This window comes from Microbacterium allomyrinae (assembly GCF_020682705.1).
GTDB classification, from domain to species: domain Bacteria; phylum Actinomycetota; class Actinomycetes; order Actinomycetales; family Microbacteriaceae; genus Microbacterium; species Microbacterium allomyrinae.
In genome coordinates this window covers 88,128-100,445 of sequence record NZ_JAGTTN010000005.1, presented here as the reverse complement: position 1 = coordinate 100,445, position 12,318 = coordinate 88,128, and the positions used below count along the sequence as shown (strand labels likewise).

Here is a 12,318-nt window from a genome sequence, read left to right as displayed (position 1 = left end):
TGCGAACCCTCCAACGTCAGTGGCACCGCCGCCGATAGGGTGGAATCCGTGACCGAGCAGCCCGACCTCTCGACGACCGCCGGCAAGATCGCCGACCTCCGCGCCCGATACCAGGAGGCCGTCCTCGACCCCGAGACGGTCGCTCAGGCGAAGCAGCACGCGAAGGGCAAGGGAACGGCGCGCGAACGCATCGACCTGCTCGTCGACCCCGGCAGCTTCGTGGAACTCGACGAGTACGTCCGACACCGCACCACGGCGTTCGGCATGGACAAGTCCCGGCCCTACGGCGACTCCGTCGTCACGGGCACCGGCACGATCCACGGCCGCACCGTGGCGGTGTACGCGCAGGACTTCTCGACATTCGGCGGATCGCTGGGCGAAGTGGCCGGCGAGAAGATCATCAAGGTGATGGAACTGGCGCTGCGCAGCGGCATCCCGATCGTGGGCATGCTCGACTCCGGCGGCGCACGCATCCAGGAAGGTGTCGTCGCGCTCGGCAAGTACGGCGAGATCTTCCGCCTCAACACCCAGGCGTCCGGCGTGATTCCGCAGATCTCCATCATCATGGGCCCCGCAGCCGGCGGCGCGGTGTACTCCCCCGCGCTCACCGATTTCGTCGTGATGGTCGACAAGACCAGCCAGATGTTCGTCACCGGTCCCGACGTGATCAAGACCGTCACCGGCGAAGACGTCGGCATGGACGAGCTGGGCGGCGCGCACACGCACAACACCCGCTCGGGCGTCGCGCACTATCTCGCCGAGGACGAGGACGACGCGCTCGACTACGTCCGCTCGATGCTCAGCTTCCTGCCCGACAACAACATGGCGGAGCTACCCGTCTACGAGACCGGGTTCGAGTTCGAGACGACGGATGCCGACCGTGCGCTGAACACGATCATCCCCGACTCCCCCAACCAGCCGTACGACATCCACCAGGTCATCCGGGGAATCGTCGATGCCGAGGACTTCCTCGAGGTGCAGCCCCTGTTCGCGCCGAACATCGTGATCGGCTTCGGCCGCGTCGAGGGACGCTCGGTGGGCATCATCGCCAATCAGCCGTCTCAGATGGCCGGCACGCTGAACATCGAGGCGGGCGAGAAGGCGAGCCGATTCGTTCGTTTCTGCGACGCCTTCTCCATCCCGATCGTCACGCTCGTCGATGTGCCCGGCTACCTCCCCGGCACCGACCAGGAGTGGACAGGAGTCATCCGCCGCGGTGCGAAGCTGCTCTATGCGTACGCAGAGGCCACCGTCCCCCTCGTCACGGTGATCCTGCGCAAGGCGTACGGCGGCGCGTACATCGTGATGGGCTCCAAGCAGCTGGGCGCCGACATCAACCTCGCCTGGCCGACGGCCGAGATCGCGGTCATGGGCGGCCAGGGCGCGGTCAACATCCTCTACCGCGGCGAGATCAAGCGGGCCGAGGAAGCGGGAGAAGACGTCACGGCGGTACGCACGCGCCTCGCGAACGAGTACACGTACAACGTGGCGTCCCCCTTCCTCGCCGCCGAGCGCGGCGAGCTGGACAGCATCATCGAACCGGCCCAGACGCGCGTGTCGATCGCGAAGGCGCTGCGAGCCCTCCGCGGCAAGCGCGCCAGCCTGCCGCCGAAGAAGCACGGGAACATCCCGCTGTGAGCGGCGAGACACCGGCGACGGACCAGAATGTCGCCGAGAGCATCAGGATCGACGTCAGCCGCGGCGCGCCCACGGATGACGAGCTCGCGGCACTCATCGCCGTCGTGACCGAGGCGTACACCGGCGAGACCGCCGAGGCGGTCGCCGAGGATCGCCCCGAACGCACCGCGTGGGCGGTTTCGCAGCGGTCGCTCCGTCAGCCCCTTCGGCGCGAACTCGGGTGGACGCGGGGCTGATCCGCGTTCGGGGCCCGAATTCTCGGCGGCGCGAGCTTGTCCCCCGAAATACCTACAGACGCGGGGCTTGCACCCCAGTGATACTGGAACCGCTGGAACGCTTCTGCGTTCGGCCGGTCCGACCTCCGCTCTGCGGACGACCCGGATCCGGCTTTGCGGACGGTTTTCGGGTAACTGTCCGCCAGGCGAGGGGCGGGCGGCTTCGCCGCCCCTCGCCTCCTTCCGTTTCGCTCCCTGTCTGGCTTCCCCTCCCCTGCCAGGCGGGGAGCGACTTCGCGTTCAGACTCGTTGCCGTGCGAGCGGGTCGTGCCGACAGGTCACCCCACGCCGGGGTGCGGGATCTCGCGCCACAGATCGACGGCGTCCTCATCGCTCGATCCCCCCGTCGACGGCGAACGGCCGACGACGGTGACGGCGATCCGCGCGTCCGGCGAGGTGCGGATGTAGATGCGGTCCGAGCTCGCGGATCGCAGCGTCTCGGCGAGCTGCCCGCGGATGATCGACAGCGCATCCTCGTCGAGCCCGTCGAGCCCACCCTCGTCGAGAACCGTGACGTTGGCTCCGCGTCGGCGAGCGCGCTCGAGTTCGGCGCGGACGTCGTCGTCGAGCAGTCTCGGCCCGCGCATCTCATCCCGCAGCCGTCCTTCGGCGATCCGCGCCTCGAGGCGGTCCTTGTCATCCAGCTCGCCGAGGTTCGCCACGGTGCGGGTCAGCACAGGCCCGGCGACCACCAGGGCCTTCTGCACCTGCACACGGCGCTCCCGCTGCCGCACGACCTGCGAGGCCTGCCAGGCGGATGCTGCGCGCTGCAGGCGGGTGAGGCGCGCGGTGTCGCGGGCTGCGCGGTCCATCGACCGGACGAGCAGCTGTGCGCACGTCACCCACACCACGGAGCCGACGAGTCCCAGCGCGAGGGCTTCGAGCGGCCCCATCCACACCATCGACGCGATGGCGAGCATCACGATCCCCGTCCAGGCTGTCCACGGCCTTCTTCGCACCATCACGATGGTCATCAGGGCGCCGATTCCTCCGAGGTACCAGGTCGCGAAGGACGCGGTGCGCGAGTCCGGCCCGACCGCGAAAGCGATGGCGCTCGGGACGATCGCCGCGCACGCGAGCGCGAGGAACTGGGCGAGCGCGGGAAGCCTGCGAGGACCGCGGATGCCACCGGCATCGGGCTGCTCGTCGGCGGCAGCGGATGCCGGCTCCCAGAAGATGCAGAACCAGGTCGTGGCCAGGTAGAGCCCGAGCGTCGCCACCACGACGAGCGGCTGCGGGACGGGGGCAGTCGTCCACCACAGGCCGCGGGCAGCGAGGTACGCGGTGAAAGCGATCGCGAGAACGACCAGGACGTTCTTGACACTGATCACAGAGCGGGCTCCTGCCAGGCCAGACGGACGACGGTCCCGTGGGATCCGGTCTCGAGGTCAGCAGTGCCGCCGACGGCTGCCACGCGGGCCACGATCGAGGCACGGATGCCCAGGCGGTCGTCCGGCACCGCATCGAGGTCGAAGCCCTCTCCGGCGTCGCGCACCTCGATGCTCACCCGGCCATCGGCACTCGTGACCGCGGCCGACAGCCCCGCACCCCCCGCGTGCTGCAGGGCGTTGGCGACCGCCTGTGTCGCGGCCAGTGCGAGGGCACGGGCCACGCGTCCCGGGATCATCGGCCCATCCGGGCGGACATCGCGGCGCACAGTGACATCGACGCCGAGCTCGCGCGAGGCGGTCTCGATGTCGTCCGCGAGGCCGTCTGCATCGCGCGGCTCGTCGGTGCCCTCGTGCGCATCGTTCTCTGTGTTCGCCAGACGGGTGAGCGCCTCGCGCGCCATGGTCGCAGCCAGCGTGCGCTCGCGGGGCGTGTCGGCGCGCTCGGCAGCGATGAGCGCGGCGAGCACGCTGTCGTGCATGAGCGCCGCGACGGCGATGCGCTCCTGCTCGGCGGCGTCGGTGGCAGCCGCCCTGGCGTACGAGGCGACGGCCCGCGCCCTCGTCTCGTCGACGTTGGCCGCGATGGAGCGGAACAGCCACCCGAGTGTGAGGATCATGCCGCCCAGGATGAGCGCGAACGACACGTCGAGTCCGACGGTGACCCAGTACGCCCACGCGAAGTCGCCCTGGATGAGCCGCACCAGCCCGAACAGGACGGGCGCGAGGATGGTCCACCCGATCTGCAGCGGAAACGGGAAGGCGAGCACCGCCGCGAGGGTCGCGATGTTGACGAGGTACCAGATCCACGGCTCGTCGAGCGATTGCGGCTCGATCCCGGCGGTCGCGATGGGCCACGAGGCGAGCGCGAGCACATAGACCATCGCGAATGCGCCGGCGGCGACGCGCACGCCGCGGCCGATCACGCACGCCAGGATCATCACGGCGAGCGTGCCGAACACCGCGATCATCAGCGGCTCGTGCCACCCCGGACGCTCGTCCGAGGGGCCCAGTGCCGCCGCGAACGCCTGGACCCCGAGGATGAGGGACCCGAATGCACCGGCGACGAGCGAGATGATCCGCTCGACCCGCGACCGGGTGAACGAGCCGATTCCGGCCGACACCTCCCGCGAGTGCGGGATCTGGGCCCATGCGGTGTCGAGCACCGAGCCCTGGCCGTCAGCGGCCACGCGCGATGTCCTCCGCGTCGGATGCCGAATCCGCGAGGAGCCCGTCCTCCATGGCCCGGCGCAGCAGGTCGACCTTCGTCGGGGCGGGGCGACCGACCTCGACGTACTTCACGCGCACCCGGGTGATGTTCTCCTTGGCGGTGGAATAGGCGACGCCGAGGCGGTCGGCGACCACCTTGAGCGGCAGGCCCGCGGCGTACAGCCGCAGGACGTCGCGCTCGCGCGCCGAGAGCTGGGCGTCGGCGAACTCGCGGTCGCCTTCGACCGCACTGGCCCATTCGACGTTGTTCAGCGGCTCGCCCTTGGCGACCGTGCGCACGGCGGCGATCACGTCGTCGATGCGCGAGGATTTGCTCACGACGCCGGCGGCGCCCGCAGCGAGCGCCTCACGCACCGCGGCGGGCCGGTCGGCGACGCTGTGGATGATGACGCTCGAGCCGTCCAGCACCAGCCTGCGCACATTCTCGGTCACGGTCGTGCCGTCTCCGAGCGTCAGATCGAGCACGACGACGTCGGCCGGCGGCGCAGCGGAGAACGCACGCCAGTCCAGGTACTCGGTCACGGTGCTGCCCGAGAACACCACGTGCATGGTCCCGGCGCGGGCGCACGCGGCCTCGAGCCCGAGCCGGACGGACTCGTGGTCGTCGATGAGAGCCACTCGGGTCATGTCGTCAGCCTAGCCATCGACGCCGGGTCGGGTGAGGACGGCGACCGCTTCGACGTGGTGCGAGTTCGGAAAGAGGTCCAGCGCGTCCACTCGGGCGGTCTCGTAGCCGGCGGCGCGGAACGTGCCGAGGTCGCGGGCGAGGGCGACGGGATCGCACGCGACGTACACGACGGCCACGGGGGCCAGCTCGACGACGGACTGCACGACCTCTCGGCCCGCCCCGGCGCGCGGCGGGTCCAGCAGCACGACCCCGCGAGAGAGCCGTTCGCGTTCGGCGGCGGATGCCTCGGCGACGAGCCGCGCGAGCCATCTGTCGACGCGCCCGGTCTCGGCGCGGGCGCCGACCCATTCGGCGAGGTTCTCGCCGGCGTGCTCGGTGGCACGGGCATCCGACTCGACGCTGGTGACGCGGGTCGATGCACCCCCGAGGTCGCCCAGCGTGGCGGCGAAGAGACCCACACCCCCGTACAGATCGAGGTGCCATGCATCGGGGTCCAGCACCTGGCCGCCGGCTGCCAGCTCGCGCAGCGACGAGTCCACGAGGCTCGTGAGAGCGGATGCCGCGTGCCGGTGCACCTGCCAGAACCCCTCCGCGTCGACGCGGAAGTCCCGATCGCCGACCCGCTCGATGACGACCTCTGCTGAGCGACGCGGCGCGTGCGGCTGGGTGCGCGGGCCTCCGCGCCCACGGCGGGGCGAGGCATCCCGTGTCTTCTCGGGCCGCGGCAGGACGCGCACGCGCCCGTCCGCCGGCTGGACCAGGTCGATACGACCCGGCTCGCCGCCGGGGAGCGCGAGCGCGGCGTGCTCCACGTCGGCGGTCGCAAGGGGAAGGTCGTCCACCGGGATCACCCGGTGGCTGCGGGCCGCGTACGGCCCGACGCGCCCGGCGTCGTCCACGTGCAGACTCACGCGGGTGCGCCAACGCAGTCCGTCCACGGCGTCGCTGCCGAGCAGCTCGTCGACCGCGGCGAGTTCCTCGGCGGAGCGGATGCCCGCGGGCACGTCGAGTCCGCCGAACCGATGGAGAGCGTCCTGCAGCACGCGCAGCTTGAGGTCGCGCTGATGCTCGAGCACGATGTGTCCGAAGTCCGCTCCGCCGGGCCGATCCTCGGGCGGGACGTCGATGTCTGCCTGGCGCCAGGCGTGCGGCTGCCGGTGGGGCGAGGCATCCAGCACTTCCAGCGCCTCGGCACGCCAGAACGAGGCCTTGGTCGCGTCGGCGAGCCGTGCGCGCACGCGCTCGCCCGGGATCGCGTCGGGCACGAAGACGACCCGGCCTTCATGGCGGGCGACGAAGACGCCGCCGTGGGCGACATCGGTGATGTCGAGGTCGATGGTCTCGCCGGGTTCGCTCACCTGAAGAGCATTCCACATGCGCCGGCGACCGGCTCAGCTCGGGGCGTGCGCTCGGTAGCCTGGGGGCATGCGCGTGTGCCTCGCTTCGACCTCTCCCGCCCGGCTCATGCTCCTGCAGCAGTTCGGCATCCGCCCCCTCACCCTCGCTCCCGACGTTGACGAGGACGCGGTGGTCGCCGCCGTCGAGGCCGCCGAGGGGCGACGCCTCGCCCCCGACGAGCACGTGCTGCTGCTGGCACGGCGCAAGGCCGCCGATGTGGCGGCGCGCCTGGCCGACGACATCCCCGGCTTCGACGGGATCGTGATCGGCGGCGACTCGATGTTCGAGCTCGACGGCGAGGTGCTCGGCAAGCCACGCACCGCCCAGAACGCCACCGAACGCTGGCGGGCGATGCGAGGGCGCACCGGCGTTCTGCACTCCGGGCACGCCGTGGTGCGCCTCGAGCCGGGAACGACTCCCCGCGAGGTGCACGCGGTGGCCGAGGCATCCGTCTCGTTCGTCGACGACGTGACGGATGCCGAGATCGAGGCGTACGTCGCGAGCGGCGAGCCGCTGCAGGTGGCCGGCGCGTTCACGGTCGACAGCCTGGGCGGCGCGTTCATCTCGCGGGTGGACGGCGACCCGTCCACCGTCGTCGGGATGTCGGTGTCGACCCTGCGGACGCTGGTGCGCGAGCTCGGCGTCGACTGGCCGACGCTGTGGAACACGACCGACCCCTCCCTCGCCGACGGTCGTCCGGGCTTGTAGTAGGAATCCCACGTTTCTCGTCGGTTCTTGTATGAACCGCTCAAAAGCGGCGGGGTGAGCGTCGGTAGGCTGGCATCCATGCCTCAGATCGCCAAGGTTCTCGTTGCCAACCGCGGCGAGATCGCCGTCCGCGTCATCCGTGCCGCCCGCGACGCCGGAAAGGCGTCGGTCGCCGTCTACGCCGACCAGGACCGCGATGCCATGCACGCGCGGCTCGCCGACGAGGCATTCGCGCTCGACGGCGCCACGAGCGCCGAGACCTATCTCTCGATCGAGAAGATCCTCTCCATCGCCCGGCGCTCCGGCGCAGACGCCGTCCACCCCGGGTACGGCTTCCTCGCGGAGAACGCCGAGTTCGCCCGCGCCGTCATCGATGCCGGGATGACCTGGATCGGCCCGAGCCCCGAAGCCATCGAAGCCCTGGGCGACAAGGTCACCGCCCGCTCGGTCGCCGAGAAGGTCGGAGCACCTCTCGCCCCGGGCACCCCCGGTCCCGTGGCCGGTGCCGACGAGGTCATCGCGTTCGCCGAGACCGTCGGCCTGCCGATCGCCATCAAGGCCGCGTACGGCGGCGGCGGACGCGGACTCAAGGTCGCCCGCACGATCGACGAAGTGCCCGAACTCTTCGAATCGGCCACACGTGAGGCGATCAGCGCCTTCGGTCGCGGCGAGTGCTTCGTCGAGAAGTACCTCGACAAGCCGCGCCACGTCGAGACGCAGTGCCTCGCAGATGCCGCGGGCAACGTCGTCGTGATCTCGACGCGCGACTGCTCGCTGCAGCGTCGCCATCAGAAGCTCGTCGAAGAGGCGCCCGCCCCTTTCCTCAGCGACGAGCAGAACACGATCCTGTACGAGTCGTCCAAGGCGATCCTGCGCGAGGTGGGCTACGTCGGCGCGGGAACCTGCGAATTCCTCATCGGCGCCGACGGCACGATCTCGTTCCTCGAGGTCAACACCCGCCTGCAGGTCGAGCACCCGGTCTCGGAGGAGATCACCGGCGTCGACCTGGTGCGCGAGCAGTTCCGTCTCGCCGAGGGCGAGGAGATCGGCTACGACGATCCGGTGGCCGACGGCCACTCGATCGAGTTCCGCATCAACGGCGAGGACCCCGGTCGCGGGTTCCTCCCCCAGCCCGGCCCGATCCACGTCTTCAAGACGTTCGGCGGCCCGGGCATCCGTCTGGACTCCGGCGTGACCGCGGGCGACAGCGTCTCGGGCGCGTTCGACTCGCTGCTGGCGAAGATCATCGTGACCGGTCGCGACCGTGCCGAGGCCCTGGAGCGGGCTCGGCGTGCGCTCGATGAGTTCGAGGTCGCCGGCCTGCCCACGGTGCTGCCCTTCCACCGCAAAGTGGTGCGCGACCCCGCGTTCACCGCGGAGGACGGCGTCTTCGGCGTCTTCACGCGCTGGATCGAGACCGACTTCGTCAACGACATCGCGCCGTGGGACGGCGAGCTCGAGTCGCCCAAGCCCTCCGAGGCGCGCCACACCGTGGTCGTCGAGGTCGCCGGCAGGCGCCTCGAAGTGAATCTGCCCGACCGCGTGGTGTCCGCGCCCGGCGCCGCCGGCCGCCCGGCCGCGGTACCGCCGTCTCGCCGGTCGCACTCCCCCTCGGTCGTCTCGGCCGCGTCGGGCGATGCCGTCAAGGCGCCGATGCAGGCGACGATCGTCAAGGTCGCCGTCGCAGACGGCCAGCAGGTCGTCAAGGGCGACCTCGTCGTCGTGCTCGAGGCGATGAAGATGGAGCAGCCGATTCAGGCCCACAAAGACGGCGTGATCGGCGCGATCAACGCCGACGCCGGCACGACCGTGTCGGCGGGGCACCAGCTGCTCACGATCTCCTGAGATTCCGACCTCGGCGGTCGGGACTCGATTGCCCTCACGTCGACCACGGGACCGTTGCGACCGACAGCTCGAGCCTCGTCGGGCCGCCGAGCAACCTCTCCCGGGCGAGTTCCCCGGCGAGCGTGTAGGGCGCGCCCGCAGTCGCCGACCGGCCGGCGTGCATCACGACGGCGTCGACGATCGCCCCCACGGCGCGGGAGCGCGGGTACGCCGCATGGATGACTGCCTCGTAGTCCGAGACGGCATCGGCGTACCGGCCGAGGTCGGCGGCCACGCCCGCACGGGTGAGCGACGCGATCACTCCACGGCGCTCGGCGATGCCCGCCGACGTGTGCAGCGCGATGGCGTCCCACACCCGCTCGATGTCGCCCTGCGCCATCCCGTGCTCCTGCAGCAGCGCGGCGGCGCGGTCCGCCCCCTCGATCTCGAAGCGCTCGCTGCCCGGGGCCTCCGAGCCCAGGCCGAGATCGTGCAGCACCGTAGCGGCGAACAGCACGTCGCGGTCGTATTCGGGATGCGCGTCCGCTCCCGACCTGGCGGCGATGATCTCGGCGAACAGGAAAGTGCGAATACTGTGCCGGGCGAGAGCGCCGGATTCGCTCGCGTGGACGGCAGCCAGGATGCCGTCGGCCATCGGTCCGGTCGGCAGGGCGAGAGTATCGGTCATGTCTCTCACGCTAGGGATCGGAGCCCCGAACGACGGCTGGCACGAATGCCGTAGATCGCTACGATCGTGCCATGTCGCGCGTTCCGCATCGCATGGCCGTACTCGTTCTGCCCGGCGCGCTCCCGTTGGATCTGGCCATCCCCGTGCAGACGTTCACTCCCACGCACTACACGGTGACTCTCTGCGGCCAGGACCCACGCGTGGATGCATCCGGCATGCACATCGACCGGCTGGCACCGCTCGCAGCGCTCGATGAGGCGGACACCGTGATCGTCCCGGGATATGCGGAGTGGAATCGGATGCCGTCGGAGGCAGTGCTCGCCGCGCTCCGCGGGGCACACGCCCGCGGAGCCCGCCTGGTGTCGATCTGCACGGGCGCGTTCGCGCTCGCCGCGGCCGGCGTGCTCGACCGCCGACTCGCGACGACCCATTGGCGAGCGGTCGACGATCTCCGGCGACGATTCCCGCTCGTCGACGTTCGCCCCGCCCAGCTCTACATCGACGACGGCGACATCCTGACATCGGCGGGCGTGCTGGCGGGACTGGACCTGTGCCTGCACATCGTCCGCAGCGATCGCGGCGCCGCGGCCGCCAACGACCGCGCTCGCGCGCTCGTCGCTCCTCCTCGTCGCCTGGGATCGCAGACGGCGTACCGGGAGCGCCTCGTACCTGCCGTCGACAGCGACTGCATCGCGGATCTGTGCCGGCAGATGCTCGACCGGCTCGATCAGCCGCACCGCATCGACGACCTCGCCCGCGCGATGCACATGTCACGCCGCACGTTCCTGCGACGGTTCTCCGCCGCCACCGGCACAACGCCCCTCGCCTGGCTCACCCTCGCGCGCGTGGACGCCGCCCGGGAGTTGCTCGAGACCACTTCAGATCCCGTCGAGACGGTGGCGCAGCGAACCGGCCTCGGCAGCGCCGCAGCGCTTCGTGCGACCTTCCACCGCCACGTCGGCGCATCGCCCAGCGCGTACCGCGCCGAGTTCTCGCGTATGGCGTGAGCGGTTCGCAGCAGGGCCTCGAACTCAGCGGTCAGGCCCCGTAGATGTTGTGGTCTACGACGTGCATGGCGCGTGCGGCGTCGGTGATGCTGCTGGACAGCGACGGGTAGACCGCGAAGACGCGCGACACCTGGTCGACCGTCAGACGCCTCTCGACGGCGATCGCGATCGGGTAGATGAGCTCGGACGCGCGCGGGCCGACGATGACGCCGCCGACGACGCTGCCGCTGCCCTGCCGGGCGATCAGCTTCACGAAGCCGTCCTTGATGCCCATCATCTTCGCGCGCGGATTGGAGGCGAGCGGGAGCTTGTGCACGACGGCATTGATGAGGCCGTCCTCGATGTCCTTCTCCTGCCAGCCGATCGTCGCGATCTCGGGCGCGGTGAAGATGTTCGACGTGATGCGGCGGCGCTCGAGCGGGATCACGACATCGCCGAGAGCGTGGAAGATCGCGGTGCGACCCTGCATCGAGGCGACGGAGGCGAGCGGCACGAACGTGGTGCAGTCGCCGGCGGCGTAGATGTTCGGCACCGATGTGCGCGCGACCCGGTTGACCTGGATGTGACCGGACTCCGTCATCTGCACGCCCGCCTGCTCGAGCCCGAGGCCCGCGGTGTTCGGGATCGAGCCGACCGCCATCAGGCAGTGGCTGCCTTCGACGGTGCGACCGTCGGACAGCGTGACGACGACGCCGTCTGCGACGCGCTCGACGGTGTCGGCACGCGACTTCGACAGCAGCGTCATCCCTCCGCGCTTGAAGACCTTCTCGATCACGGCCGCGGCGTCTTTGTCTTCGCCGGGGAGCACCTGGTCGCGGCTGGACACGAGCGTGACTTTGGCGCCGAGATTCATATAGGCGCCGGCGAACTCGGCGCCGGTGACACCCGACCCCACCACGATCAGGTGCGGGGGCAGCTCGGTCATGTCGTACAACTGCGTCCAGGTGAGGATCCGCTCGCCGTCGGGCATGGCGGACGGCAGCTGACGCGGCGACGCACCGACCGACAGGACGAGCGTGTCGGCCTCGATGCGGTCGAAGTCGGTTCCTCCGGGGCCGGTCGAGACGACCACGGCATTGTCGCCCTCGAGCCTGCCGTGACCGGAGATGATCCGCACGCCCGCCTCGACGAGCGAGGCGCGCATGTCGTCGGACTGCTGCCGCGCGAGCGAGAGGAGCCGCTTGTTGACCGCGTTCAGGTTGATCGCGATCTCGGGCTTGAGAGGCTTCCCGTCCTTGCTCTTCGCGAACAGCTGCACGCCCAGGTCGCTCGCGCCGGCGATCGCCACTGCGGCGTCGGCGGTGGCGATGAGCGTCTTGGACGGAACGACATCGGTGATCACGGCCGAGCCGCCGATTCCCGCGCGCTCGACCACCGTCACCTCGGCTCCGAGCTGAGCGGCGGCCAGCGCCGCTTCGTAGCCGCCGGGGCCACCGCCGATGATCGCGACGCTCTGCGTGGTCTCGAAGCTCAAGGACATGACTCCCATTCTCTCCCGCCGGATGCCCGGCGGACGACATGCGGCACGGCATCC

11 protein-coding genes are annotated in these 12,318 nt (G+C 70.5%); 5 read left to right on the top strand and 6 right to left on the bottom strand.

Translation table 11 applies throughout. The features are described from left to right. Window positions 1-48 precede the first annotated feature (48 nt). Entirely contained in the window at window positions 49-1,638 is a 1,590-nt protein-coding gene (locus KEC57_RS14485; protein WP_372457059.1) for an acyl-CoA carboxylase subunit beta, read from the top strand. Further along, the gene (locus KEC57_RS14480) at window positions 1,635-1,874 is read left to right on the top strand and encodes an acyl-CoA carboxylase subunit epsilon (RefSeq protein WP_229385382.1); all 240 of its coding nucleotides are present in this window, start codon (window positions 1,635-1,637) and stop codon (window positions 1,872-1,874) included. The genes KEC57_RS14485 and KEC57_RS14480 overlap by 4 nt, the downstream gene beginning before the upstream one ends. 317 nt (window positions 1,875-2,191) lie before the next feature. Here the strand turns inward: KEC57_RS14480 and KEC57_RS14475 are convergent, their stop codons facing one another. The 4 genes from KEC57_RS14475 to KEC57_RS14460 are packed head-to-tail and all read right to left on the bottom strand — an operon-like array spanning window position 2,192 to window position 6,535. After that, window positions 2,192-3,244: a hypothetical protein gene (locus KEC57_RS14475; RefSeq protein WP_229385381.1), complete on the bottom strand. Its 1,053-nt coding sequence runs from the start codon at window positions 3,242-3,244 to the stop codon at window positions 2,192-2,194. Further along, complete coding sequence (locus KEC57_RS14470) at window positions 3,241-4,491, bottom strand: sensor histidine kinase (RefSeq protein ID WP_229385379.1); 1,251 nt, start codon at window positions 4,489-4,491, stop codon at window positions 3,241-3,243. The genes KEC57_RS14475 and KEC57_RS14470 overlap by 4 nt, the downstream gene beginning before the upstream one ends. Further along, window positions 4,481-5,158, bottom strand: a complete 678-nt coding sequence (locus KEC57_RS14465; protein WP_229385377.1) for a response regulator transcription factor — start codon at window positions 5,156-5,158, stop codon at window positions 4,481-4,483. Before KEC57_RS14465 ends, KEC57_RS14470 begins: the two co-directional genes overlap by 11 nt. Before the next feature lie 9 nt (window positions 5,159-5,167). After that, window positions 5,168-6,535: a class I SAM-dependent RNA methyltransferase gene (locus KEC57_RS14460; protein ID WP_229385375.1), complete on the bottom strand. Its 1,368-nt coding sequence runs from the start codon at window positions 6,533-6,535 to the stop codon at window positions 5,168-5,170. A gap of 49 nt (window positions 6,536-6,584) precedes the next feature. Here KEC57_RS14460 and KEC57_RS14455 point away from each other — a divergent pair, with 49 nt between their 5' ends. Together KEC57_RS14455 and KEC57_RS14450 are read left to right on the top strand one after the other, a co-directional pair. Next, on the top strand, window positions 6,585-7,265 hold the full coding sequence (locus tag KEC57_RS14455; RefSeq protein WP_229385373.1) for a Maf family protein: 681 nt from the start codon (window positions 6,585-6,587) through the stop codon (window positions 7,263-7,265). Window positions 7,266-7,343: 78 nt separating this feature from the next. Further along, a complete protein-coding gene (locus KEC57_RS14450) occupies window positions 7,344-9,110 on the top strand; it encodes an acetyl/propionyl/methylcrotonyl-CoA carboxylase subunit alpha (RefSeq protein WP_229385371.1) in 1,767 nt (588 codons plus the stop codon). A 34-nt stretch (window positions 9,111-9,144) separates the two neighbouring features. On the opposite strand, the gene KEC57_RS14445 is transcribed toward KEC57_RS14450, so the two are convergent. Next, complete coding sequence (locus KEC57_RS14445; RefSeq protein WP_229385369.1) at window positions 9,145-9,777, bottom strand: HD domain-containing protein; 633 nt, start codon at window positions 9,775-9,777, stop codon at window positions 9,145-9,147. A 71-nt stretch (window positions 9,778-9,848) separates the two neighbouring features. Here KEC57_RS14445 and KEC57_RS14440 point away from each other — a divergent pair, with 71 nt between their 5' ends. Further along, window positions 9,849-10,784 (top strand): GlxA family transcriptional regulator, encoded by a 936-nt coding sequence (locus KEC57_RS14440; protein WP_229385367.1) that lies wholly within the window; start codon window positions 9,849-9,851, stop codon window positions 10,782-10,784. Between the two features lie 31 nt (window positions 10,785-10,815). Here KEC57_RS14440 and KEC57_RS14435 read toward each other — a convergent pair whose 3' ends face one another. After that, window positions 10,816-12,264 (bottom strand): NAD(P)H-quinone dehydrogenase, encoded by a 1,449-nt coding sequence (locus tag KEC57_RS14435; RefSeq protein ID WP_372457057.1) that lies wholly within the window; start codon window positions 12,262-12,264, stop codon window positions 10,816-10,818. Between the last annotated feature and the right edge of the window lie 54 nt (window positions 12,265-12,318).